This window comes from Sphingomonas sp. P4_D12 (assembly GCF_056401895.1).
The window spans coordinates 1-25,871 of record NZ_JBFUIL010000012.1; the positions used below are offsets into that span (position 1 = coordinate 1).

Consider the following 25,871-nt stretch of genomic DNA (forward strand, 5'->3'; position numbering starts at 1 on the left):
GTCGATGGGGCATGGCGCCGGCCGCTGTCTTCATGGAGAGCGGCAGTCCCGACACGGCGAACCGCGAGCGGGCAAAATTCCATTCCCCGTCTAGGCAGGACATTAAGCGGGAAACCCGCACCTGCTGTCTCGGACGGTAACGCAGGGGAAGGCCAAAGCCCGCCTGCGAGGGCGCGCCTGTGCGGGGATTTGGGGGGAAGTCAATGTTTGGGGATGCCGGTTTAAATGTTGGGGGGCGCCGGTTTAACTGTCCTATGGTCCGGCCACAGCTTTTCCGGCATGCGGATAAGTCTAAGCGTATCCCGCAAGTCGGTTGGTTGCTAACCGCTAATCGAGCCCTGCGCCATATATATTCCTCTCGCGATACCCTTGCCTCAGTCTGTTAATTCGCCTTCAGAATATTCATCTAGATAACTTATCCGATCCGTAAGATCTTGGACAAGCTCTTTCGTCAAGAAGGCCGGGCAAGCCCGGATAATACGGAGCTTTTTCTCAAGAAAGTCTATTATGTCATTTCTGTATTCTTCGGTGGGAAGCATGATGCTATACCGATCTCCAAGAGCATTTATATCCTCCAAGGGCATAAGCGTCAGACTGGCCGGCGAAACGACCACAGTTCCAGAGGAGTTTTCGTAGTAACAGTCGTAGAAATGGCTTGCGTGGATAGTCATACCATCGAGGCAGGCGCTATTAAAAGAAGCTTGTCTCACTGTACACTGATAAAATCTGGCCTTAGATAGATCGGATTTTGTCAAATCTATGTCGCTTATCGACATTCCCATGAAAAGAGTTCCTCTTAAGCTGGAGAAGCTCATCTCTATTGCGCCAGAATTAATGTTAGATATTTCTTGCTTGTCAGCTACGATGTTATCAAGGCATCGTGCGATAATAGAAGTTGGGGAATTATGCAGGATCCTGTGTATAATGCTTGAAAGATGAGTAGGGCTTGTCCAGTGCATTACTATTTTTGCGTTATCGTCTTCGGATATTGATCTAAAGGCAAGCGAAATAGAATTAATAATCACCCATAAGCAAGTTTCTGCGTTGGCCTGTTCAAACTGTGTTCGAGTTAAACCGCCGGGATTTAAATTTACAGGAAATCCGTCCGCGGCTGCTCGCATGGCAAGCGATTGGAATTCGATCTTTTTTGATCTCGCGTTCTCCTTTTCAACAGTACTCCCGACCTTAAGGCGGGCTTCGTCTCTGATGAAGTGGAGCATTTCAGGTGTAAATATTCCTGTACCAGTCGCTTTAAACCAGTCCTGCAGAGCATAGTCGGGGCGACGGTCGGCCTGAGTAGCAACCTCGTCCGATATCGCTAAAATTGACCGAGATGCCAAATATTCTCCGAAGCTCTTGTGGGTAAACTCGAAGCCCCTCTGAGAAACTTCGGACGATTTTAGGTAAAAATTTAGCGCAAGATTCGTGACGTCGTCTCCGTTGTCCTCGGTAAATGCTGACCAAGCTTCTCTTGCTTCGGTTATGTCTAATGCGAGCTCGAAATTATCGACCGTCGCGACTTTTGTGTCACCACCGAGCCACGCTGCGAGGGCGATGGTTTCCATCAGCTTGTTGAAGTCAGATTTCGACATGTGACGGCCTGGACCGTGGCGTTTGGGAGAGCCTTCCCCCCATCCTCGGTCATAAATCGAATCAACCAGTGCCGAATAAATCCTATTTCGATTTTCCGCTGCCTGCTCCCAGTGATCAGTCGCGTAGCCAGCTAGTGCCAACAGGTAGCACAGCAGTGGCTCGTGAGTTATCCCCGCCAACCTTGCAGCCGAAAAAGCGGCCGGAGTATCAAGCGGCTCATTCTTTAACTTGGCCCATTGCGACCACCATTGCGGGCGCTGGTCTGACGTCCACAGATCATTATCGCTATCCGCGTGTTCGTTGACCGGCAGGAACCCATGGACCTCAAGGCATCCATGCAGGGGGGGCGTCAAATACTTTTCCGCAGCTTGAAATGATGGCATTCTCCCGCTTACCACGACTTTTATTAGCCTGTTGCCACTGCCCGTTAGCGTGGACACTAAGCTGTTCAGACGGTTGGCAAAAAGTCCTACAACTTCTTTTGCCGCCTCTCCCGGCGCGACGAGCTCGTCCAATCCGTCGAAGATCAACAGGAGAGGTGGGCCATCTTCAACTGCCGAACGAGCGAGGGGAGCGCTCGTAAATGCGCTATCAGTAGATTCCGCGAAGTATGAATTGATGGACTCGCGCAAGTCTCGTTCTAAGCCGATGTGCTGCAAGGGGATAAACAATGGGCGCCACTGCGACATTTTGGCGGTTCGGCTTGCCAAAGCCTTTAGCGTAGTAGATTTTCCGCTTCCTGGGCCGCCGCCGATCAACCGCAGCCAATCTGCAGGATCTGGGTCGCCTAACCAAGTGCTTAGTACGTGATCCAGCATCGCCACCTCATGGCTTTCAGAGGTGGGTCCGGAGGCATAATGGTAGGATGCGCGAGATTGCTTTTCCTTTACCCATAGGCATCGCAACGGCACGTAAAGCTGAGATATTGCTATCTTACCCTCTTCTTGACCGAAGAGAGGCCTAACACCAAAATCATAGACGAGTTTTGCTCGATAGCGCGACCAACTTAAGGCCATGTTCGCCGCAGGCTCGCCAGGGTTACTAATAGTGTCCATTACCGGTTGATAAAAATCTGGTTTTCGAGACCATATTTCATAGATGGCGCGGTTGAACGCGGCATCCATCTTATAGTTAAATTCGATTGGGTCAGATATTTTGTTCGCCGAAACAAGATATTCTATAACTCGTCGAATAATTGTGCGATATACTGGTATAGAAGTAGGGTGCTGGAAGAAGTTGCTCGGTATCATTAGCGGATCGCTAGTGATGACTGCTTTCGCCTCGTCGATTCCAGCTCGGAGCGCGGCCTTTAAGTGCTCAGGATCGAAATTCTCGGTCTTACTGATTTGGTCCATCGACCACGCGAAAGATAACACTGCGAGCGCCCACGCACGCTGCGCGGGGTTCGGATCCATGCGTACTGAGGCAAGAAATTTGACGAGTGCTCCGATCCCACTCGCCGCGCCATCTGGCGCTCCTTTCATAAAGAAATCAGTGGCGGCGGCGCTCAACCCGCCTGCAAACTCCGACCAATCCGCGGAAAGCCGGATCTCGGGCATCAGCTCAACTGACACTACGCTTGGCGTGTCCTTATTTTCAGTCACGAATCCCCCCTCAGCAGTCTGGATCTCGGCTGCAATCATTATTGATGCCACAGCAAGGTATGACCAAAAATGGTGGAAAAGGTCCATTTTGAATTAGGCCGACTTACGGTGACGTAGCCTAATTGAGGTGGCCAGCCTCCTGCTTAGGTGGCGGGTCGTCGTTCGGTGCTCCAGAGCAGGAGGGTAACAGGCGGCGATTAGGCAGAACTGGATGTTTCTGAGGAGCGACTCCAGTCGGCGACCGTGTCGAGCCGGTGAACTACGCGGCCTTTCTGACGTTCCACGGACCAAGGCGATAGCCGGTTAAATCTCTCGATTACGATGCCAGTTTACTAATGCACCAAACTCCCTCGCACTCATCGCTTTGGGATACGCGCAGCCCCGTGCCTTGCGCCGCTGCACCCAAGGCCCACATCCTTACCATGCCCCCGACGATCTCCATCCAACCCGTCGAAGTGCATCCGGGCAGCAGCACCGAGCGCCTCCCCGCCCTGGGCGGGCGCGCAGCCTTTTAGGCGCCTGACCTAGGGACCCCTCGCGCCGGCGACTGTGCCGGCTCCCTGGACAGAAGCGGCGTTTCCGACGGCCCATGAGCCGCGTTCGCTTGCTGGTGAGCCGCGTCGCCGAGCTTGCTCGCGCATTGCGGGCGCGGCGGCCCTAAGCGCTTCTGCTAGACCATGTAGGACTCGGCCGGCGCCGGGGCGCCTTGGCACTGGGACCTCCCGTATCAACCGGCCAATCAGAGCGCCGGCCACACCGTCACCGCAACGCCCCGCGTCGACTTGAGCGGCGATGGTGGGTCGCGTACCTCACAGTGACGTTGAGGCTGCGCGGGCGTGCGTCAGCATTGGTAGCGAATGGGGATCGATATGCCGGAATCGCCTGAACTTGAGATACTCCATGCCACGATCGAACGCGTCTGGAGCGAACATGACGAGGCGAAGAGGCTCGCGGCGATCGAGGATCTGTATCATCGCGACGCGCAGATCTTCGAGCCGGCGCGCGCGGTGACAGGCCATCAGGCAATCTCAGACGTGGTGAAGGGAGTCCTTGCCGACATGCCTCCTGGCTTCAGCTTCAAGGTGTTGCCGGGAGGCCATGGCCATCATGGCATCGCCACCGCGCAGTGGACGGGCGGTCCCGGCGATCAGGTCATCGTCAGCGGCGCCGACGTTGCGCGGATTGCGGACGGGAAAGTCATCGAACACTATTTCTTCTTCGACGCAGCGGACTGAACGCTTCCTCGGACGGCACGCCCGGAGCGGCCGGAAAGCGCCGCTCCGACCGGAGCGTTATACGAGCACCGGGACGCCTCGATCGCCCGGCGCGGCCTCCGTGGTTTGGGACCTGCCCGATCCGCGGTTCAGGAGTCGTGGCCACCGGATAGCGGCCGTTCGGTAAAACCGAGCAACAAGGCGCTCGCGACCTGTCGCGCTTCCGAGGCGAGCGCTTCGTCCGCGAGTTCGCCGGACGTCCAGAAGGACAGCACGCCGCGAAAGGCGAAGGCGAGTTGCCGCGGCAAACAGCGTAGCGCCTCTTCCTGCCGGCTGGTGGTCAAGCCCTCGCCATCGCCCAGCGCCAGCCGCCACAAGGCCGTGGAATGGGCCAGGGCCTTTCCGGGGACGGGGCCGGCCGTACCGATCCACCCCATCACTGCCCGATTGATCCTCGGCTCCTCCAGCATTCCCGCTGCCGCGATGCCGATGGCGAGCAGCACGCGGTCGGTCGCGTAGGGGAGCGGTGGCTGTTCGGCGAAGCGCTTCGCCATCGTGTCGATGCGCCGTTCGGCAAGGGCGTGCATGATCGCCGCCTTGCTCCCGAACTGGTTGAACGGCGTCGCGAAGCTGACTCCCGCCTCGGCCGCCAGGTCGCGCATTGAGAACTCGGCCTTGCCCTCGCGCAGCAAGCGCTCCGCCGCATCGATCACGCGCTGACGCAGCGGCTCCCCCCTGGTGGCGGTCGAAGAAGGTTGGGGCTTGTCGCTTGCCATCTCACTATCTATATCATGATATAGTTATCAACTCAGTCTGGAGTTAGACCATGGCGGCTGCCTTGCCCAAGACTTTCCTCATCACCGGCGTCAGTTCGGGCCTCGGGCGTGCCTTCGCGGCGGGCGCGCTCGACGCGGGGCATCGCGTGATCGGCACCGTGCGGCGGGACAGCGACGCCGAAGCCTTTGCCGCGCTGGCGCCCGGCCGCGCCCATCCGCTCGTGCTCGACGTGACCAGCTTCGACGCGATTCCGGCGGCGGTGACCGATGCCGAACGGACGGTCGGTGCGATCGACGTGTTGGTGAACAATGCCGGCTATGGTCACGAAGGGGTATTGGAGGAATCCTCGATGGACGACCTCCAGCGCCAGTTCGCGGCCAATGTGTTCGGCCCGGTCGCGATGATGAAGGCAGTGCTGCCGGGCATGCGCGCGCGGCGTCGCGGCCATATCGTCAACGTCACGTCGATGGGCGGCTTCATCACCATGCCCGGCATCAGCTTCTATTGCGGCAGCAAGTTCGCGCTTGAAGGCATTTCCGAAGCGCTGGGCAAGGAGGTGGCGGATTTCGGGATCCGGGTGACGGCGCTCGCTCCCGGTCAATTCCGCACCGACTGGGCCGGACGGTCGATGGATCGCACCCCGCGCAGCATCGCGGACTATGACGCCGTCATGGATCCGATCCGCGCCGCACGACAAACCAAGAGCGGCAATCAGCCGGGCGATCCGGCCAAGGCGGCGCAAGCGCTGCTGGCCTTGATCGAAGCGCCGAACCCGCCGGCGCGGCTGTTCCTGGGTGAAGATGCCCTGGGGCTGGTCGACCAGAAGCTCGATCAGATGAAGGCCGAAATCACCGCCTGGGATTCTCTCTCGCGCTCCACCAGCTTCACGTCCGCCTCGAGCCCTTCAACTCCCTAAGCGACCCTCCTCGCGAGGGCGCCGAACACAACACGGCCGGAGCTCTGGGGCTTCGGAGCCGGCCGCGTGCCCATTCGCCATCATCATTCGCATGGAAAGAAACTTGTCATGACCACGACTGCCGATATCTCCACCTCGAACCGCAACGGGCTCACGGGCTATTATGCCCTCCGAGCTCTCGTATCGGCCTTATGGGTCGCCCTGGCGTTTACCATCGGCAAGGCCCATCCGCCGCTCGGCATCGCGCTGATCATCGCCTATCCCGCATGGGACAGCCTCGCCAATTATGTCGATGCGAAGGGCAATGGCGGCCTTCGCGCCAATCCTAGCCAGATGCTGAATGTCATCGTGAGCGCGATCGTCGCGCTCGCGGTCGCGGCTACTCGTGATTTCCACGTCGTGATCGCCATCATCGGCATTTGGGCCGGGCTTGCCGGTATTCTGCAATTGACCACTGCCGTTCGTCGCTGGCGCACCTCCGGCGCACAATGGCCGATGATCCTGAGCGGCGGGCAATCCGCCTTGGCCGGCGCAGTGTTCGTGAAGAAAGCGACCGATGCGACCGCGAGCCTGACCGTCGCCGATGTCGCGCCCTACGCGGCGTTCGGCGCCTTCTACTTCGCCATTTCCGCGGCGATCCTGTTCCTAAAGCGCAGCGATCACGCGGCGTTTCGGTCGCGGTAGAACTGGACGCCCAATTGCAGGCTTTCGGCGATGCGGTCCGCCTTTTCCTGGAACGCGGCGGCCGCCTCGGGCGCGAGCACCTCGGTGCTGGTCTGGCGCCACAAAGCGAGCCAGCGCGCGAAATTGTCGGGCGTCATATGCGGCTCATGGCGGACATGGGCGACCATCGGCTGGCCCTTATAGCGGCCGCTGGTCAGCAGCACCGACGACCAGAACGCCTGGAGCTTGGCGAGGTGACGCGGCCAGTCCTCGATCGCGCCGTTGAAGATCGGGCCGAGCACCGCATCCTCCCGGACGCGCGCATAGAAAGCGGGAACGAGTTTGGCGATGTCGTCTTCGGTGATCTCCATGGCCTGGAGATAGGTCGGCGGGGCTGAATTGCGACTCTGTGGCCCAATTGCGGGACTGGCCGCTGCGCCGCCAAACTCGACGAGCCGCCCGGCGCCCCGGACGGCTCGTCTTCACATCAGAACTTCACAGAGATCTTGCCGTAATAATAGCCGCCATTGATCCCGTAGGGCGAGAAGGTCAGCGGCGAGTCGATGACGTTGCCGCCATTCACCAGGGTGAAGTTGGTCGTGCCCGGTACCAGCGCGACCGTCGGCGGCTTCTTGTTGAACAGATTGTTGGCGCCGATCGTCAGCGTGACCGTGTGGGCGATCGTATAGCTGGCGTCGAGATCAACGATAAACGCGGTGCCGATGTCCTGTTTGTAATAGGTGCCGCCATCGGGCGAGGCATAGGACGAGCTCTTGCCGAACAATGTCCCGCGCAGGGTCGAGGAGAAGGCGCCGAGCTTATAGGCTGCCGACCCGACGATCTTCACCTTGGGCGATGCGGTTTCCAGATTGGAGATCGCCGATTTGTCGAACAAGGCGATCGGCGTCGTGCCACCGGAGGGCGTGAGCTGGGTCGGGGCGAGCCCGATCCGTGTCGCCTTGGTCTCGTTATAGGTCCCCGAAATCGTCCAATCGACCTTGCCGGCATCGCCGAAGTCGCTGAAATAGGTCAGCACGACATCGACGCCGCGCGTCCGCGTGTCCGCGCCGTTGGTGAAGATGTTGATGCCGGTCTGGCTGACGGTCGGGTCGAGCACGTTGCCGTTGGCGACGATCGCCTGCGTCACCACCGGGAAATTGATCGCGCCGCCGCTGCCGAAGATCGATCCGGTGCCGAGAATGCGGTTGCGGATCTTCACCTGATAGGCATCGAGCGTGATCACCAGCCGCGATGCCGGCCTGAACACGAATCCGGCGCTATAGTTGGTCGACTTTTCCGGACCGAGGTTGCTGAAGCCGAGCAATTTGGCCGCGGCCGAGTTGGCCGGAAGCTGGACGAAGGCCGAGGTCGGCGAAACGTTGGTCGCCGAATAATAGCTTTCGGCCAAAGTCGGCGCGCGGAAGCCGGTCGAGACCGTGCCGCGGATCGCCACCGCCGGGCTGAAATCGTAGCGGCCGGTCGCTTTCCAGGTCCAGGTCGAGCCGAAGTCCGAATAATCCTCGTAGCGCAGCGCGGCATCGAGCTTCAGCCCGTCGACCGGCTCGGCCGACAAATCGAGATAGCCGGCCCAATTGTGCCGGCTATGCTTGCCCGCATCGGACGGCCGGAAGCCGGGATAGGATTGTCCGCCCTCCTTGTAGATCGAGCCCGGATCGCCCGATCCGATCTCATAGATATTGCGCCGATATTCGCCGCCGAACGCGATGTTGAGCGGATGGGCGAGGCCGAGATCGACTTCCTTCGAGAAATCCGCGTTGATCGTCCATTCGGTCGCCTTGAACAGCCCGTCATAGAAATCGGTGGGCGTGAAATGGGTGTCGATGAACAGCGAGCGGTTGGCCGAATCGAGCGTGTAGATCAGGTTCTTGTCCTGCCCGTAGGTCGCGCTGAGATCCCATCGGAAGCCGTTCAGGTCGCCCTTGATGCCGCCGGTCACCGAATAATCGTCCTCGCGAATGCCCTCGCGCGGGTTGAAGCCGTTGGGCGGGGTGTCGCCATCGGGATCGTAGACGATCGAGCCCGGCGCGCCGAGCGTTCCGCCGACGCCGAGCACCGGCGAGGCGATGATGCGGTCGGGCACGCGCAGATTTTCATACGCCGACGCGATGCGCTTCGAATAGCTGCCGAAGCTGTAGACCTCGACGTCGCCGAAATCGTAGCCGGCATTGTACTGCAAATTGGTCAGGTGCGAGCGCGCGTCGCCGTTGATCCGGTTGACATAGGGAAAGCCGGGAATCCCGGCGTAGAGAGCCTGTTGCGCTGCCGAGAGGTTGGTGCGCAGCACGCCGTTGGAGTCGGTCACGCGGCGATCCAGGCCGCCGACCTGGCTGAACGCGTGGAAGCGGTGGAAGAAAGTGAGGTCGAGGAACCCATTCTCGCCGATCTTGGTGCCCATGGTGAAACTGCCGGCCCAGGTCTCGCCGCCGGTATCGTAATAGGAGCCGCCGGTGGCGATCGCTTCGCCGCCGCTGGTATCGTCCTTCAGGATGATGTTGATGACGCCGGCGATCGCGTCCGAGCCGTATTGCGCGGCCGCGCCCTGTTCGAGCACTTCGATGCGCTTGACCGAGGCGGGAGTGATGAGGTCGAGATCGGCCGCCGCCGCGCCTTGATAGGGGCCGCCGAGGACGGCGAGGTTGGCGGTGCCATGCCGGCGCTTGCCGTTGACCAGTACCAATGTGTGATTGGGGCTGAGGCCGCGAAGTCGCGCCGACAGCGTCAGATTCGCGGTGTCGCCGCCGAACGCCTGGGCGTTGAACGAGGGGACGAGCTGGGTCAGCACCTGGTTGAGATTGGGCTGACCGACGCGGCTGAGTGTCGCCGCGTCCAGGACCTTGATCGGCGCGGAGCTTTCCGCCGCCGTGGTGCCGACGACGCGGGTGCCGGTGACGATGATCTCGTCGCTGGCTTGGCCACTTACCGCTGTCGCCGCGGGAAGCGTGGCGGCCTGGGGATCGCCAGGTGCGTCCGCGGGCGGCGCGGTTGCCGCCTTGTCAGCCGTCACATCCGCCGTCTTGTCGGCGGGAGTGTCAGCTGTTCTGGCCTGTGCCCCGGCCGCCCACAAGATGCCGAGTGCCAGTGCCGTAATAGATACCGATCTTTTCATTGAAGGCCCCTTTCAACAGAAAGCCTTCAGACACCCCTCCCGCTCAGTGCCGTTCGTGAAGCTCCGGCGGACGTTGCTTGTCCTGGATCGCCGCGACGCGAACGGATTGGCCGCCTGGCCCACCGGGGCGCGGCAGCGGTGGATATGGAAAATGCGACTGGGCGCGCGGCCGCGTTGGACGCGGGGGAGCCGCTGCCCAGTCGTGTAAACAGTGTAAGGAACGGCGTGAGCCGCATCGTCAGACGGTCCAGACCTTGTCCAAGGCGGTGCAGAAAGCGGCCATCTCGGCCATCGATCCGACGGTGACGCGCGACACGCTGGGCCAGATCGGCCAGGATCGGCCGATCTCCACGCTCTGCGTCCTGAACGCGGCCTGCATGTCCTTGGCCGGCTTGGTCTTCCAGTCGATCATGAACATGTTCGCCTCGGTCGGGATGACCTTCAACCCGCGTTTCTTGACATGATCGACGGCGAAGGCGCGCGCCGCCTGCATCTGGGCGCGGCGTTGCGCGATCAGCGGCGCGGCGGTGAGGCTGGCGGTCGCGCAGACCAGAGAGGGGAGCGGCAATGCGCCCGACTGCATGCCGCCGTCATAGCGCATCATCTTGGTGATATTGGCGGGCTGGGTCATGATATAGCCCATCCGCATTCCGGCCATGCCGAAGATCTTCGAAAAGGTCCGCATGACGATGACGTCGGGATATTTGACCGCGAAGGGTGACGCCACCGGCACGCCGGCGAAATGCGTATAGGCCTCGTCGATCAGCACCATCGATCCGGCCGGCTTGTTCTGGATCAGCCATTCGATATCGGCGAGCGGCGTGATCGTCCCGGTCGGGTTGTTGGGCGTGCAGATATAATAAAGCCCGGCATTGGGGTCCGCGGCCAGCATCGCCTTCACGTCGTGGCGGAAATCGGGGGTCAGCGGCACCGCCTTGACCGGTGCGCCGAGCCACGCCGCGGTGCGCCCGGCGAGCTCGAAGGTCGGATCGGCGGTGACCAGACCCTTGGTCGGCGAGCAATAGGTTACTACCGCGCGCGACAGCGGATCGCTCGATCCGGGCCAGGGGGCGACATGGTCGAACGGCACGCCTTCGACCGACATTACTGCCTTGATGAAATCGTTGCGCTCGGCGTGCGGGGAATAGCGATTGCCTTGCGCGATCATCTTCGCCGCTGCTGCCTGGCCGGGGGCGAGCGGCCCGGTCCAGCATTCGTTGGCGCCGATCCGCGTCTTGGCGGAGGGGGCAGGATCGGGCACGCCGGCCGATGCCCAGGCGGGCCGGCCGCTCGCCGCCGCCAGCGCACCGACGCCAAAGATCGCGGCGATGCGGCCGAGGTCGCGGCGGGCATAACCGCGGCTGAGCAGGTCATCGGCCGATTCCTCGTTCAGAACGGTGTCAATGACGGTTTCTTTGTCGATCATCTTGTCTGTCTCCCTGTTCGCGTTGGTCGGTCCCATCGACCAGTCGCCGTTGTCAGAATTTTATCGCGTTCCTCAGCATCACGATCGAAATGAAGATGAGATAGAGGCCGAATACGCGCTTGAGCGGTCCGGCCGGCAGGCTGTGCGCCGCGGCCACGCCAAGCGGCGCCGTCAGCACCGACATCGAGGCGATCACCACCGTCGCCGGCAGGTTGACATAGCCGAGCGATCCCCAGGGCAGGCCATGCTCGCGAAAGCCGATGATCGCGAAGCCGATCGCGCTGGGGATCGCGATCAGCGCGCCAATGCCCGACGCGGTCGCGATCGCGCGATGGATCGAGCGGCCATGCAGCGTCATCACCATGATCGCGATCGTGCCGCCGCCAATCCCGAGCAGCGAGGAAAAGGTGCCGAGCCCGCCGGCAATCGCGACGCGCGGCGCCAGGCCAGGCATCGAATCCGAGATGACGTGATCGCTGAAGCGCGGCACCAGAAAGTTGAGCGACATCAGCAGCACGCCGATGGCGAAGATCATCAGCAGGACATGCCCATCGACATGGCTGGCAAGGACGACCCCGACGGCATCGCCGAAGATCAGCCATGGCGCCCAGGCGCGCAGAATCTCGAATTCGACCGCGCCGCGCTTGGCATGCGATCGCAAGGATCGCAACGAGGTCAGGATAATCGTCGCGGCTGACGTGCCGATCGCGACGTGCGCATATTGATGCTTGTCGCCGCCCAATAACGGCAGGACCAGCATCAGCGCTGGAACGACGATGAACCCCCCACCAATACCAAAAATGCCGGCGGCAAAACCCGCGATCAGTCCGGCGCATAACAGCGCGAGCAACGGAATCAGCCAAACGCCTTGTGAAGCAGTCAAGAGCGACCCTCCCTTTTAGGTGAGGCCTCTCCTGTGAGACGGGGCTTGTCGCCGCCCTGTCGATTCGTAAGCTGCGCAAGCGATCGACCATTTGCAACAAGAAAATAGGACGATGGCTTTTTTCGTAACTAATTTACTTAAATAAAGGGATTTTGGTCGCCGATTACCGTCCGTGCAGCCGGGCAAGCGCGACGCCGGCCAGGTTCTGCGATCGCTTCACGTGACGAATCTGCAGCTTGCCCAGCCGCGATTGCGACGAGGCCAGGGCCTGGAGGTGATGGATGTGATCACGCGGGCATCTGACCGTGCCATTGGCCTGACCGACGACCGCCAGCGAATCCCCCAGGAACACCGCTTCGTGCAAGCCAAGTTCCCCGGCCAGCTCCACCGCGTGCAACAACGCCAGCCATTCCGCGTCCATCGCCGACCCAGGCCCGAGACGCTGTCGCACATAGTCGCGCCCCTGCACGACCACCGCGGTTTCCATCCCCGACGCCGGCCGCCAGCCGCCGTCGAAGAATAGCTTCACACGTCCAGCGATCGCCATTCCCCCGGCGCGATGCCGTCGAGCGACCAGTCGCCGATGCTCCACCGCACCAGCCGGAGCGTCGGGTGGCCAACCGCCGCGGTCATGCGGCGGACCTGGCGGTTGCGGCCTTCGCGGATCGTCAGGCGAATCCAGCCATCGGGTATGTTCTTGCGGAAACGGATCGGGGGGTCGCGCAGCCATAGATCGGGGGCCGGGATGCGCTCGGCCTCCGCCGGGCGCGTGATGCCGTCCTTCAGCCGCACGCCGCTCCCCAAGGTCGCCAGCGCGTCGTCGGTCACGTCGCCTTCGAGCTGGGCGAGATAGGTCTTGGCCGTCTTGAATTTCGGGTCGGCGATCCGCGATTGCAGCCGGCCGTCATCGGTCAGCAGCAACAGCCCCTCGCTGTCGAGGTCGAGCCGCCCGGCAGGATAGACTCCCGCCACGTCGATGAACGCGGAGAGGGTAGGGCGAGACGACCCCTCGGTGCCGCGGTCGGTGAACTGGCACAGTACGCCATAGGGTTTGTTGAACAGGATCAGCCGCGCCATCCGGCGCCTTTGATCCACAGCGGTCCGATTTACAATATTGAGGAGCGGCGAGTTGAGTGCGTTAATTGAGTTATCGCCCAATTCCCAACCGTCACCCCGGCCTTATGCCGGGGTCCACCATGCCGCAAGCGTGGGACAAGAGGCGCCAGGGCCGGGCTTAGCCGCACGGTGGATGCCGGGACGAGCCCGGCATGACGAATTGGCAGTGAAATCGTGAGCCTAAGCGGATACCACCGCCTCGACCTCGGCCCGCCCCTCCGCGCCCAGGCTCAGCGCCACCGCCTCGGCGACCTTGATGCCATCGACTGCCGCCGAGAGAATCCCGCCGGCATAGCCCGCGCCTTCGCCCGCCGGGAACAGGCCGGCGGTGTTCAGGCTCTGAAAATCCTTTCCGCGAGTGAAGCGCACCGGCGACGATGTCCGCGTCTCGACCCCGGTCATCAGCACGTCGGGATGGTCGTATCCGGGGATCTGGCGGCCGAATACCGGCAGCGCCTCGCGCATCGCGGTCACCGCGAAATCGGGCAGGCATTGGCTGAGGTCGGTCAGTTGCACGCCGGGGCGATAGGAGGGGGCGACCTCGCCCAATTCCTGCGACGGCCGTCCGGCCAGGAAGTCGCCGAGCTTCTGCGCCGGTGCCTTGTAGTTGGAGCCGCCCGCGACGAATGCGCGCTCTTCCCAATGGCGTTGCAGCGCGATCCCCGCGAGCGGATCGCCGGGATAGTCGCGCTCCGGATCGATCGCGACGACCAGCCCCGAATTGGCGTTGCGCTCGTTGCGCGAATATTGGCTCATGCCGTTGGTCGCGACGCGGCCCTCTTCGGACGTCGCCGCCACCACGGTGCCGCCCGGGCACATGCAGAAACTGTAGACTGCACGCCCGTTCGAGGCGTGGTGCGAGATATGATATTCGGCCGCGCCGAGGATCGGATTGCCCGCGCTGGGACCGAAGCGCGCTTTGTCGATCCACGATTGCGGGTGTTCGATGCGGACGCCGAGCGAGAAGGGCTTGGCCTCGACATATACACCCGCGGCCTGGAGCATGGCAAAGGTGTCGCGCGCGCTATGGCCGATCGCCAGCACGACGCGGTCGGCCTCGAGATACTCGCCGGTGTGAAGGTGAAGGCCGCGGATATGGCGCTGGCCGGTAGCGTCGGTCGCTATGTCGACGCCGTCGACGCGCGCGCCGAAACGATATTCGCCGCCCAATTCCTCGATCGTCGCGCGGATGCTCTCGACCATCGTTACCAGGCGGAAGGTACCGATATGCGGATGCGCCTCGGTCAGGATTTCCTCCGGCGCACCTGCCTTGACGAACTCGGTCAGCACCTTGCGGTCGAGATGGCGGCGGTCCTTGATCCGGCTGTAGAGCTTGCCGTCGGAAAAGGTGCCCGCGCCGCCTTCGCCGAACTGGACGTTGCTTTCGGGGTTGAGCACGCTTTTGCGCCACAGGCCCCAGGTGTCCTTGGTACGCTCACGCACGACCTTGCCGCGTTCGACGATGATCGGACGGAACCCCATTTGCGCGAGCACGAGCGCGGCGAGCAGACCGCACGGGCCGGTGCCGATGACGACGGGGCGCAGGCCCCTGCCGGTGGCGCGGGCGATCGGGCGATAGGTGGTGTCGGGGCTGGGCCGGACATTGCGATCGTCGGCGAAGCGCGCGAGCAATGCCGCTTCGTCGCGCACGGTCAGGTCGATCGCATAGATCAGCATGATCGCATTCTTGCGCCGCGCGTCGTTGCCGCGCCGGGCGATCTCGAAGCTCAGTAGCTCGTCCGCATTGATCCCCAGCCGCGCGCAGATCGCGGCGGGAAGCGCTTCGGCGGGATGGTCGAGCGGCAGTGCAAGGTCGGTCAGGCGGATCATCGGCGGTGCTGTAGCGGGGTAGGGGGCGCCATGCCAGATTCCCCTCCCGCTTGCGGGAGGGGCTAGGGGAGGGCGTGTTTCTCTAGCGCCGCCTTCGACATGCCCTCCCTCATCCCCTCCCGCAAGCGGGAGGGGAGCTTAGGTCAGCCCTTCGCCAGAGACCACGTGATCATGCATGTCGTCTTGCCGGCGATCGTGTCGTTCTCGCCCGCTTTGGCCCACCGTCGGCGCTCAGCGCCAGAAACGTTTGGCGTCAATCAGGGCGTCATAGGCTTGCTCGGCCTGGCGGAGCAGCTGCTCGCGCTTGCCGCTCCCCGGCGGTTTGGCGTCGATCCCGAGCGACGCCAGGATTCGGGGCGCGACGACCAGGTCGTTGAGCTCGCCGAGCTTGTCCTGCAACGTCTCCAGTGCTTCCAGAAACGGCTCGTAGCGGCGCCGCGCCTTGCCGGTGCGATAGAGCGAGGCGAAGAACTGCGTCGCATAGCGCAGCTTCTTGGTGGCGATCCGCGCCTTGTGGCGATGTTGGTCATCGAGTCCGGCCAGCCCCTTGCCGCGCCGCTTGAGCTGGCGCCGCCGCTGCTCGAGCAGATCGGCCGCGAACGGCTCGATATCGCCATGCAGTATCGCGGCGTCCGCCGGAGTCGAACGCCAGTCGCCGAACGACAGCCATTCGGTCAGGTCGAGCATCAGCAGGCGGGTTCGCGCTGACGCCAGCTCGGTCCGGACATGGTCGAAACACGAATCGCGCGCGACGAGCAACCGCTCGCGCAATGTATGGCTCCCGCGCTCGATCAGCGCGTCGAGATTGCGCACGTCACCGAGTTCGGCGGCAAGCCAGCTCAGCTCGACGCGCAGCAGGTCGCCCCGATCGTCGCCGGCGATCAGCGGCTTGAACAGCGAGAACGCGGTACGCAACCGGCGCAACCCGACTCGCGCCTGATGCAGCGGCTCGGGCGCGCCGGTTCGCAACACGATGTCCTCGTTGCAGCGGAACTGCTTCAGGCAGGATCGGGCGATGACCCGAAAAGCCTCAGCCGGCGTGCAGTTCGGGTCGATCGTGATCGGTTCGCTCCTGGCCGGAAGGTCGATTTCGCCTTCGGCCAGCAGATAGCCGCGCTCGGCCTTCGACAAAGCGGAGAGGCGGAGTGGTGCCGCCTCGTCCAGGCGGCGCGCGACGTCGAACAATGCCTGCGCCGAACCGCTCTCCAGCTCCAATTCGACTTCGCACAGCGTCAGGCGCCGATCGCCCGCGCGGATCTCGCCTTGGTCGATCGCACAGGCGAAACGCGTGCCGCCAGCATCGAGTGCACGGGTCGCGCGCCGGACGTCGGTCACGAACACCCGCTCGAGGCGCGCCACCGCGTCGCGCCCGACGATTTGCGCCAACGGGCCGCTGCGAGCATCGAGTACCGGCCGGTCGCTGCGCACCTCGTGCTCCCATTCGCCGCGCACGAACAGTCCGGCCGCGGCGCCCTCGCTCTTGACCGTCTGAACCTGCGTCCCGCCTTCGCGTCGGATGCGCAGCGCATAGCCGGCCTCGCGCACCTCGCGGTCCGGCGTGTCGAAATAGGTTGCCACGAGATACTCGACGTTGGCATCCGCGCCGGCGAACGCCGTCGCCGCATCCAGTCGATCGCGGTCGGCTGGATCGAATTCGAGCTTCAACTCGATTTCGCGCGGTTGATCCATGGTCGACAAAAGGCTCCCGAAGGGCGCGCCGATCAAGATGCTTTCTGCGGACCGCTCCTCGCGGGCACGCGCGAGGTGCTAAATCCCTCCCGCAAGCGGGAGGGGAGAATAGTTGGTCAGCCTTCGGCCTTGTCGGCCATATCCATGAAATTGCGCGCGGCGTTGCGATCCGCCTCGTCCTTGAACGCGACATCGAGGTCGGGCGCGACGCCGAGCATGTACATCAAGGTCCACAAGCCGAAGCGCCGCGGGCGGTCCTTTTCCAGGCCCAGCTCGACCCGCATCCGCTCGGTCCCCGCCTCGAACGAAGCAGGCGTCAGCGTGGCCATATCGGCAGTGCCGAAATAGTGGCGCAGGCGATCGTCGAGATCCATGGCTCGATTAACGCGCCCGGACCAGCGCGGCGTCAAGCGCCTGTAGAAACCGCGAGCGGTCGGCCTTGGTGAAGGCGGCCGGCCCGCCGATCTGATCGCCGCCCGCGCGCAGATCGGCCATGATCGCTCGCGTCGCGATCGCCGTGCCGATCGAGCTTGTCGTGAACGGCTTGCCGGTGGGGGAGAGTACTTGCGCGCCCGCCCTGAGCGTGCGGTCGGCGAGCAGAATGTCGGCTGAGATCACCACCGCGCCCGGCCCTGCGGCCTCGGCGATCCAGTCGTCGGCGGCGTCGAACGCATCGCTCACCACGATGCGTGTGATCAGCGGATGCGCGGGGACGCGGAGATGACTGTTGCTGACCACCCAGACGGGGATCTCAAGCCGCCAGGCGACCTTGTAGATCTCCTCCTTGACTGGGCATGCATCGGCATCGACCAGGATGCGGCGGCCGGTAGCAGCGCGATTAGCCGTCGTTTCAGACGTCATGAGGTCTCAACCCCCGTTTGCTCGACACGAACGGAGAGGGCGGAGCGCTTTGCCGGACGGGAAGGTCACGCACGCGGCGGGCGCGGTCCCTTGTTCGGAGCGCCACCCTTGCGATGCGCATGCGGCGGACGGCCGCGACCGGCCGGCGGGCCCTGACGGCGCGGGGCGCCGCCCTGGCCATCGCCGGTCGGAGCCGCACGGTGCAGCGTCGCGCGGCCCGGTGCGGGCGCGGGAGCGGGGCTTGAGCCCTCGACCGGCTCGATCCGCACGCCGCTATCGTCCTCGCCATCCGCGCCCGCGCTCTTGAGCACGGCGGCGGCGAACCGCGCGGCGATGCCGCGCGGGATCTGGAAGCCGGTTTCGTTGGCCTGGATGCGGATCGCGCCGACCTCGTTCTTGGTGATCCCGCCGCGGCGGCAGATCAACGGCAGGATCCAGCGCGGATCGGCATTCTGGCGACGGCCGATATTCATGCGGAACCACACGGTATCGTCGAACCCATCGCGATGATGCGCCTTGGGCCCTTCGGGCACGCGGTCGATCATTTCCTCGGGCGCCGGCATCGCGGCACGGTGAGCGTGAACCAAGGCCGCGGCGATCTCCTGCGGCGACTTGTTCTTGAGCAGCTCCTCGCCGATCACCCAATCGTCGGGATCGGGCTCGACCGGTGCGCTTAGCGCCTCGATCAGGCGGTCGCGATCCTTGATGCGGATATCGTCGGCGGTCGGCACCGGCACCCATTCGGCGGCGATGCGCGCCGAGCGCAGCATCATCTCGACCCGGCGGCGGCGCGGATAAGGGACGATCAACACCGCAGTGCCCTTCTTGCCCGCGCGGCCGGTGCGGCCCGAACGATGCTGGAGCACTTCGGCGTCGCGCGGCATCTCGACATGGACGACGAGGCTGAGCGTGGGGAGATCGATGCCGCGCGCGGCGACGTCGGTCGCGACGCAGACGCGCGCGCGGCGATCGCGCAGCGCCTGGAGCGCGTGGTTGCGCTCGTTCTGCGAATGCTCACCCGACAAGGCAACCGCCGCGAAGCCGCGTTCGACCAGGCTGGCATGGAGATGCCGGACATTGTCGCGCGTCGCGCAGAACAGCATCGCCGTCTCCGCCTCGTAGAAACGGAGCAGGTTGATCACCGCATGTTCGATATCGGCCGGCGCGACTGCGACTGCCTGGTACGAGATGTCGCCATGCCCGCGCTCTTCGCCGACGGTCGAGATGCGCAGCGCATCGCGCTGATACTTCTTGGCGAGCGCGACGATCTGACGCGGCAACGTCGCCGAGAACAGCAAGGTGCGGCGTTCGGCGGGGGCGGCGTCGAGCAAGGTCTCGAGGTCCTCGCGAAAGCCCATGTCGAGCATCTCGTCGGCCTCATCGAGCACGGCGACGCGCAGGTTCGACAGATCGAGCGCGCCGCGCTCGCCATGATCGCGCAAGCGGCCCGGCGTGCCGACCACGACATGCACGCCCTGCGCCAGCACGCGGCGCTCGCGCGAGGGATCCATGCCGCCGACACAGGTGGCGATGCGCGCACCGGTCTTGGCGTAGAGCCAGGACAATTCCTTGGCGACCTGAAGCGCGAGTTCGCGGGTCGGTGCGATCACCAACGCGAGCGGCGCGCCGGCGGGCGGGGTCTGGCCTTTGTGGAGCAGCTCCTCGGCCATGGCGAGGCCGAACGCGACGGTCTTGCCCGACCCGGTCTGCGCGGACACCAGCAGGTCGCGGCCATTGGACTCAGGCTTGCTGACTTCGGCCTGGACGGGAGTGAGTGCTTCGTAACCGCGCGCGGTCAGCGCCTCGGCAAGCAACGGGGGAAGGTGGGAAAAGGGCATTCTGTCTCGATGGCAATAACGGCGTCGGCCCGGAGCGACTGGCGCCGGGCAGGTAACGCGGTACGGATGTGGATTGGTCAGGGCCTCTACCCGCTTTTTGGCGATTTGGCAAAAGCGGGAGTGGAGGCATAGACTTGGGTTATGGGCGAGCGCACAAAAGAGCGCGCTCACCCTCTTTGCAATCAAACTGACCCGGTGACGTCACAGCGCTGACACCGGCGCGTCACCGCTCTGCAAAAACCCATCCCTAGGCGCGGCGCGACAGCAGAATCGCTGCACCAGCAAAAGGGATAAAAGGGTGGCCAACCGAGCACTTACCGTGCGCTGCGGAATCGTAGCGTTTCTCCTGACCGCAAGCCCCTCGGCACTTGCCCAGAGCGCACCGGTAGCTGTCGACAGCGATGCGGCGCCCGACGCGCAGACCGACCAGGACATTGTCGTCACCGGGCGCGCCGGCGCGGGCGAGCGCACCAAGCTCGATACCAGCTATGCGATCACCACGCTCAACAACGATGCGCTGCGCTCGCGGGCTGCGTCGAGCGTCACCGAGACGCTGAAGTCGGTCCCCGGCTTCTGGGTCGAGGCATCGGGCGGCGAAGGATCGGGCAACGTCCGCGCGCGCGGCATCCCGGTCGACGGGTTCGGATCGATCAACCTGCTCGAAGACGGCCTGCCGGTGCAGCACGATCCGGCGCTGGGCTATCTCAATGCCGACCAGGCGTTCCGCATGGATGAGTCGATCGACCGCGTCGAAGTGGTGCGCGGCGGTCCGTCTTCGGTTTTCTATTCGAACGCGCCCGGCGGCGTGGTCAATTTCATCACTCGCAAGCCGGGCGACGAATTGTCGGGCCGCGCGCGCATGCTTTACGGCCCAACCGCCGACCTGTTCCGCTTCGACGGCTGGGTCGGCACGCCGCTGGCCGATGGCTGGAAGTTCGATGTGGGCGGCTTCTACCGCAACGAGCGCGGCGTTCGCGATCCGGGCTATACCGGCAACAAAGGCGGCCAGATCCGCGCCGATCTGTCGAAGGATTTCGGCAACGCACAGATCGCGCTCAGCTACAAACATCTGGCGGATGACGCGATCTTTTACACCGGCATCCCGCTGACCAAGGATTCCGACGGCAATATCGTCAGCCTGCCGGGGTTCAACGCCAATTACGACACCACCGCCAGCCGCGAGACGGCGTTCCTGACGCTCAAAAGCGCCAACGGCCCGGTGTTCTTCGACAATACCCAGGGGACGCGCATCCGGCTCAACCAATATTCGGCGATGGCGGATTGGGAGTTCGCGCCCGGCTGGAAATTGTCGAACAAGGCGCGCTATCGCGACAGCAACACGGTGCGCAACGGCGTCTATCCCGCCTCGATCAGCACGGCGGCGGCGTTGCTGACTCAATATGGATCGTCGCTGCTCAAGGCCTATCCGGGCGCGACCAATGTCCAGCTCCGCTATGTCGATACCGGCCAGGCGTTCGACGTGGCCAACCAGAACGGCAATGGCGACGTGTTCATCAACGCCGCGCGCCCGGTGACGGTCGACGAGAGCGAGTTCGTCGACGACCTCCATCTCGCGCACCGCTTCCAGATGGGCAGCATGACGCACGATTTCGCGTTGGGCTTCTATTACGCGCACATCCGCGAGACCTTCAAACGCTACTCGGCTTCGACTGTTCAGGACGTGTCGGGCAATTCGCGGCTGCTCGATCTGGTCGCGCTCAACGCGGCGGGTCAGGTGGTCGGTGCGCTGACCCAGAACGGCGTCAGCCGCTACGGATCGGAATTCGCCAACGGCTATGGCAAGTCGGACGTCTTCGCCCTCTACGGATCGGACGAGTGGCAGATCACGCCGCAATTGCGGCTCGACGGCGGCATCCGCTGGGAAAAGGTCACCGCCAAGGGCGCGCAGGAAGGCCAGAAGACCGTCAATCTCGGCGACCCGACCACGCTCGCTGACGATCAGGTGCTGACCGGCAACGGCGTCTTCACGCCCTATGACCGCAAGTTCGACCATGTCGGCTACACGATCGGCGCCGATTGGCAGTTCAGCCACAGCGCGGGCGTGTTCGCGCGCTATACCTCGGCATTCCGCATGCCGAGCGTGGGCAGCTTCATCACCTCCGCCAACGCGCAGCCGGTGACGCAGGGGATCAAGATGTGGGAAGCAGGGTTCAAGCTCTCGACCCCGTTGGTCAGCTTTTACGCGACCGGGTTCCTGACGGATTTCGATGCCTATTCGATCGGCAACACCCAGTTCGACCCGAAGACGTTGGGCTATATCACCCAGACCGTCTACACCGACACCCGCGATTATGGTGTCGAGCTCGAAGGCACGATCCGGCCGGTTTCGTGGTTCGACCTCACGATCAACGCGACGATCCAGAACCCGACCTTCCGCAACCTCAAGTATAACGAACTGTCGGGCACGACGTTGATCCCGCGCGATTATTCGGGTCACCAGCTGCTCCGCGTCCCCAAACTCGGGCTGCGCGCCACCCCGGCGGTGACCCTGCTCGACGGGCGTTTCCGCGCGCAGATGGACGTGGAGCATTATTCGAAACGCTATGCCGACGCCGCCAACATTTCGAAGTTGCCGGCCTATACCGTGCTCAACGCCAGCGTGCGGTTCAAGCTGACCGACCGCATCTCGTTCTGGGCTTATGGCGACAATCTGACCAACGCGATCGGGCTGACCGAAGGCAATCCGCGCGCGGGTGAGCTGACCAGCGGCCAGGCCAACGACCAATTGTTCATCGGCCGGCCGATCTTCGGCCGCAATTTCCGCTTCGCCGTCGACTTCGCCTTCTGATGCGCAGATTTCATCTTTTCGTCGCGCTGATCCTGGCCGCCCTCGCCGCTCCGGCGGCGATGGCCGGCCAAGATCAGGCGCAGCCCGACGTGACCGTCGCCGGCGTCATCACCGGCAAGGATGCGCAGACCTATCGCGAGATTCCGTTCGACGTCCCCGCGGGCGTCGAGCGGATCACGGTCGCTTTGTCCTATGACAAGACCAACAAGACGGTGATCGACCTCGGCGTGTGGGATTCGAAGCAGTTTCGCGGCTGGAGCGGCGGCTCGTACGACAAAGTGACGATCGCGCCGAGCGACGCGACGCCGGGCTACCTGCCGGGACCGATCCCGACCGGCCGTTGGCACGTCCAGTTCGGGGTGCCCAATGCTCGCCCGAACAGCAGCGCCGCCTATAAAGTGAGGGTCTATTTCGACCGCGGCAGCTCGGCGCGCGCGAGCGCCGCGATCGCCAACCCGCCGCTCGTCGACAGACCCGATTGGTATCGCGGCGACCTTCATATGCACGACGCCAACAGCGACGGCAGTTGCAAGAGCCAGCTTGGGCGCAAGGTGCCGTGTCCGCTGTTCCGGACGGTCGAGGCGGCGAGCGCGTTGGGGCTCGATTTCATCGCGGTGACCGACCACAATACCGTCGCGCATTTCGATGATCTGCGCGAGTTGCAGCCCTGGTTCGACAAGATGCTGCTGATCCCCGGGGTCGAGGTCACCACCTTTCGCGGCCACACTAACATCTTCGGACCGTCGCGCTTCGTCGATTTCCGCGTCGGCACGCCCGGCGTTCCCAATCTTCCCGCGCTTCAGAAGAGTATCGCCGCTGCCGGCGCGATCATGTCGATCAACCATCCGGCGTCGCCGAGTGGCGAAATCTGCATGGGCTGCGGCTGGCTGTGGACCGACACCGACTGGAGCCAAGTGACCGCGGTCGAGGCGGTCAACGGCGTCAATGTCGAGGGCCCCTATGCCGGGCTCGGTTTCTGGTACGCCCGGCTCAACGAAGGCAAGCGCCTGACCGGGATCGGCGGCAGCGATACGCACGACCCCGACGGCCCGTCGCGGATCGGACGGCCAACCACGGTGGTCTATGCCGACAGCTTGTCGGTCCCCGGCATCACCGCGGGGATCAAGCGCGGCAACGTGTTCATCGACACCGAGGGGACGCGCGACCGTTTGCTCGAAATGGCGGTCGTATCCGGCGGGCGTCGTGCGGTAATGGGCGAACGGCTGCGTCCCAACGCGACGCTGTCGATGGAACTGCACCTGGTCGCCGTACGCGGCGCGGCGGTCGAGGTCATCGCCAATGGCAAGGCGTTGGCCGGCCTGGGCTCGACGATCGACAGCGACGATGCGCGCATGAAGGTATCGCTCGATCGTGCACGAGCGTGTGGCTGGATCAGCGCCAATGTGCGCGGCAAGACCGGGCTGCTGCTGATCGGCAACCCCGTCTATATCGACTGCCGCTGAGGCGTTGGTTCTCGCAGTCCGGTGACGAGCGTCCGGCGGTTGTCGCCGGGCGCCCGCGATCCCATCTCTCTTGGTGCGATCTTCCCCAATAAGAGGTGCCCTGATGACGCTCCCCGCCGATCCCGTCTGGTTCATCACTGGCTGCTCGACCGGCTTCGGCCGTGAGCTCGCCAAACTCGTGCTCGATCGCGGCTGGCGCGTGATGGCGACGGCACGTGGCAAGGAGCGTGTCGCCGATATCGTCGAGATCGCGCCCGATCGGGCGCTGGCGGTCGACCTCGACGTCACCGACAAAGCGCAGATCGATGCGGCGGTGGCGGCGGCGAAGGACAGGTTCGGCCGGATCGACGTGCTCGTGAACAATGCCGGCTATGGCTATCAGAGCGCGATCGAGGAAGGCGAGGATCGGGAGATACGCGATCAGTTCGAGGCCAATGTCTTCGGCCTGTTCGCGATAACGCGCGCGGTGCTGCCGGTGATGCGCGAGCAGGGCAGCGGCAATATCGTCAACATCAGTTCGGTCGGCGGTCTGCTCGGCTTCCCTGCCTCGGGCTATTATTCCGCGACCAAGCACGCGGTCGAGGGTTTCACCGATTCCCTCCGCGCCGAAGTCGGGCCGCTCGGCATCGCCGCGATGTGCGTCGAGCCGGGGCCGTTCCGCACCGATTGGGCTGGCCGCTCGCTGCGCCAGACCAGGAACCGGATCGAGGCTTATGCCGAGACCGCGGGCAAGCGCATGGCGACGACCAGCGGTTATAGCGGCGAGCAACCGGGCGACCCGGTCCGCGCCGGCGAGGCGATCATCGAAGCGGTGTCGCGCAGCGACGTGCCGCGGCACCTGGTGCTCGGCAGGTTCGCGTATGAGACAGCGGTGGCGAAGCTGAAGGAGCGTCTGGCGATCATCGAGGGTGATCGCGACCTCAGTCTGGGCGCCGACTATCCGGAGATGGCCGAGGCATAAACCGGCGGGCGGCCAGGAACGCGGTGATCACCAACCCCGCAGCGATGAGAGTGGCGATGAGCCGGTCGATCAGCAGCCCTTGGCCGATCGTCTCGCCGCCGCTGGTCAGCAGCATGATCAGCGGCGTGGTTGCCGCGGTATAAGCGACATAGCTGCGGTTCCTGAGCCACGGGCTCAGCGCCGCGAGCGTCGCGATGATCGCGACGAGCGCCCAACCCGGTAACGGATGGATAGCGATCGCTTCGGTCGCCACCACACCCGCCGCCACGCCAAGCGCGCGCTGCGAGACCTTGGCGACAAGATTGTCGCTTTGCCGTTGCGTGAGCAAGGCGACGGCAACCGCGATCCAGCTATAGTGATGCTGCGGGAACGCGCCCCGAATCGCGGCGGCGCAGGCGAGGCAGGCCGTCAACCGGACCGGGTAACTCCATGCCGCCCAAGTCCGGAGCATCGTCCGCCAGTGACGGAACTTCTGCTCGAAGCTCGCGGTCGATTCGCGTTCGCTCGCCACGATCGAGCCGATGTCGAATCGCCGCGCCGCCACACCGATCGCCAACCCGCAGAGCGCCGCCCATAATGCCCCCTCGGCGATGAGAACCACCAGGGCGATCCGGTTGGGCGTGTGCGCCGCGACACCGAGTCCGATCGTTGCAAAGATGATGAAGCGCTGGCTCGCGACCGCCATCGGCCGGCTGAATCCGCCGAGCAGCGCCGCGGCACCGGCGGCAAGCACCAGCCCCACGTCGCTCCGCGGTCCGTGCTGGGCGATGATCGCGGCCGCCACCGCGGCGGCGATCGCCGCGACGACGATGTCACGGACGATCCGCCAATGCTCTTTCAGACTTGCGCCGCGCGGCGCGGCGCCGACCCACATCGCGCCGAGCGAAGCGGCCAGGCCGATATTGGGCCGCCCGATCAACACGCCGATCAGGATCGGCACGCCCATGCCGAGCGCGGTGACCGCCATCGCCGAGGGATCGAGCGCATCCGCGCCGTCCCATTCCAACGCCCCGCCGAACACCGCGCGGGTGCCGTGGACAGCTCGAGAAAAAGCAGGGCTCATGCTCGCGCGGCTAGGGCTGGCCTCCATGATGAGGCAAG

At 63.9% G+C, this 25,871-nt stretch carries 20 protein-coding genes; 6 read left to right on the forward strand and 14 right to left on the reverse strand.

The features are described 5' to 3' along the window. Positions 1 to 374: 374 nt before the first annotated feature. Positions 375 to 3,236, reverse strand: coding sequence for a hypothetical protein (locus AC1DSD_RS20040; RefSeq protein ID WP_478032558.1), 2,862 nt, complete (start codon positions 3,234 to 3,236; stop codon positions 375 to 377). A gap of 830 nt (positions 3,237 to 4,066) precedes the next feature. Here AC1DSD_RS20040 and AC1DSD_RS20045 point away from each other — a divergent pair. After that, on the forward strand, positions 4,067 to 4,432 hold the full coding sequence (locus tag AC1DSD_RS20045) for a nuclear transport factor 2 family protein (protein WP_478032560.1): 366 nt from the start codon (positions 4,067 to 4,069) through the stop codon (positions 4,430 to 4,432). Between the two features lie 128 nt (positions 4,433 to 4,560). On the opposite strand, the gene AC1DSD_RS20050 is transcribed toward AC1DSD_RS20045, so the two are convergent. After that, positions 4,561 to 5,187: a TetR/AcrR family transcriptional regulator gene (locus AC1DSD_RS20050; RefSeq protein ID WP_478032561.1), complete on the reverse strand. Its 627-nt coding sequence runs from the start codon at positions 5,185 to 5,187 to the stop codon at positions 4,561 to 4,563. A gap of 50 nt (positions 5,188 to 5,237) precedes the next feature. Between AC1DSD_RS20050 and AC1DSD_RS20055 the strand changes: the two genes are divergently transcribed. Continuing rightward, positions 5,238 to 6,104, forward strand: coding sequence for an oxidoreductase (locus AC1DSD_RS20055; protein ID WP_478032562.1), 867 nt, complete (start codon positions 5,238 to 5,240; stop codon positions 6,102 to 6,104). A gap of 108 nt (positions 6,105 to 6,212) precedes the next feature. Further along, positions 6,213 to 6,788 carry a DUF308 domain-containing protein gene (locus AC1DSD_RS20060; protein WP_478032564.1) on the forward strand — a complete coding sequence of 192 codons (576 nt, stop codon included), beginning with the start codon at positions 6,213 to 6,215 and terminating at the stop codon, positions 6,786 to 6,788. Here AC1DSD_RS20060 and AC1DSD_RS20065 read toward each other — a convergent pair. The 11 genes from AC1DSD_RS20065 to AC1DSD_RS20115 form a co-directional block, all read right to left on the reverse strand. Then, positions 6,764 to 7,138, reverse strand: a complete 375-nt coding sequence (locus tag AC1DSD_RS20065) for a group III truncated hemoglobin (RefSeq protein ID WP_478032565.1) — start codon at positions 7,136 to 7,138, stop codon at positions 6,764 to 6,766. The genes AC1DSD_RS20060 and AC1DSD_RS20065 overlap by 25 nt on opposite strands. Before the next feature lie 116 nt (positions 7,139 to 7,254). Next, positions 7,255 to 9,894, reverse strand: coding sequence for a TonB-dependent receptor plug domain-containing protein (locus AC1DSD_RS20070; protein ID WP_478032567.1), 2,640 nt, complete (start codon positions 9,892 to 9,894; stop codon positions 7,255 to 7,257). 238 nt (positions 9,895 to 10,132) lie between these two features. Beyond that, positions 10,133 to 11,320, reverse strand: coding sequence for a pyridoxal phosphate-dependent aminotransferase (locus AC1DSD_RS20075; protein WP_478032568.1), 1,188 nt, complete (start codon positions 11,318 to 11,320; stop codon positions 10,133 to 10,135). Positions 11,321 to 11,372: 52 nt separating this feature from the next. Next, positions 11,373 to 12,203, reverse strand: a complete 831-nt coding sequence (locus AC1DSD_RS20080) for a sulfite exporter TauE/SafE family protein (RefSeq protein WP_478032570.1) — start codon at positions 12,201 to 12,203, stop codon at positions 11,373 to 11,375. Between the two features lie 163 nt (positions 12,204 to 12,366). Then, complete coding sequence (locus AC1DSD_RS20085; protein ID WP_478032571.1) at positions 12,367 to 12,750, reverse strand: reverse transcriptase-like protein; 384 nt, start codon at positions 12,748 to 12,750, stop codon at positions 12,367 to 12,369. Beyond that, entirely contained in the window at positions 12,729 to 13,280 is a 552-nt protein-coding gene (locus tag AC1DSD_RS20090; RefSeq protein ID WP_478032572.1) for a pseudouridine synthase, read from the reverse strand. Before AC1DSD_RS20090 ends, AC1DSD_RS20085 begins: the two co-directional genes overlap by 22 nt. Before the next feature lie 219 nt (positions 13,281 to 13,499). Further along, positions 13,500 to 15,149 carry an NAD(P)/FAD-dependent oxidoreductase gene (locus tag AC1DSD_RS20095; RefSeq protein ID WP_478032573.1) on the reverse strand — a complete coding sequence of 550 codons (1,650 nt, stop codon included), beginning with the start codon at positions 15,147 to 15,149 and terminating at the stop codon, positions 13,500 to 13,502. A gap of 231 nt (positions 15,150 to 15,380) precedes the next feature. After that, positions 15,381 to 16,838 carry a CYTH and CHAD domain-containing protein gene (locus AC1DSD_RS20100; RefSeq protein WP_478032574.1) on the reverse strand — a complete coding sequence of 486 codons (1,458 nt, stop codon included), beginning with the start codon at positions 16,836 to 16,838 and terminating at the stop codon, positions 15,381 to 15,383. Between the two features lie 116 nt (positions 16,839 to 16,954). Further along, positions 16,955 to 17,212 carry a hypothetical protein gene (locus AC1DSD_RS20105; RefSeq protein WP_478032575.1) on the reverse strand — a complete coding sequence of 86 codons (258 nt, stop codon included), beginning with the start codon at positions 17,210 to 17,212 and terminating at the stop codon, positions 16,955 to 16,957. A gap of 7 nt (positions 17,213 to 17,219) precedes the next feature. Further along, on the reverse strand, positions 17,220 to 17,699 hold the full coding sequence (locus tag AC1DSD_RS20110; protein ID WP_478032577.1) for a YaiI/YqxD family protein: 480 nt from the start codon (positions 17,697 to 17,699) through the stop codon (positions 17,220 to 17,222). A 65-nt stretch (positions 17,700 to 17,764) separates the two neighbouring features. After that, positions 17,765 to 19,537: a DEAD/DEAH box helicase gene (locus tag AC1DSD_RS20115; protein ID WP_478032578.1), complete on the reverse strand. Its 1,773-nt coding sequence runs from the start codon at positions 19,535 to 19,537 to the stop codon at positions 17,765 to 17,767. Between the two features lie 298 nt (positions 19,538 to 19,835). Between AC1DSD_RS20115 and AC1DSD_RS20120 the strand changes: the two genes are divergently transcribed. The 3 genes from AC1DSD_RS20120 (at position 19,836) to AC1DSD_RS20130 (ending at position 24,770) form a co-directional block, all read left to right on the forward strand. After that, entirely contained in the window at positions 19,836 to 22,346 is a 2,511-nt protein-coding gene (locus AC1DSD_RS20120) for a TonB-dependent receptor (RefSeq protein ID WP_478032579.1), read from the forward strand. Further along, positions 22,346 to 23,809 (forward strand): CehA/McbA family metallohydrolase, encoded by a 1,464-nt coding sequence (locus AC1DSD_RS20125; protein WP_478032581.1) that lies wholly within the window; start codon positions 22,346 to 22,348, stop codon positions 23,807 to 23,809. The genes AC1DSD_RS20120 and AC1DSD_RS20125 overlap by 1 nt, the downstream gene beginning before the upstream one ends. Positions 23,810 to 23,912: 103 nt before the next feature. Then, positions 23,913 to 24,770 (forward strand): oxidoreductase, encoded by an 858-nt coding sequence (locus AC1DSD_RS20130; protein WP_478032582.1) that lies wholly within the window; start codon positions 23,913 to 23,915, stop codon positions 24,768 to 24,770. On the opposite strand, the gene AC1DSD_RS20135 is transcribed toward AC1DSD_RS20130, so the two are convergent. Continuing rightward, entirely contained in the window at positions 24,730 to 25,833 is a 1,104-nt protein-coding gene (locus AC1DSD_RS20135; RefSeq protein ID WP_478032583.1) for an FUSC family protein, read from the reverse strand. The two genes, AC1DSD_RS20130 and AC1DSD_RS20135, sit on opposite strands and share 41 nt — an antisense overlap. Positions 25,834 to 25,871 lie beyond the last annotated feature (38 nt).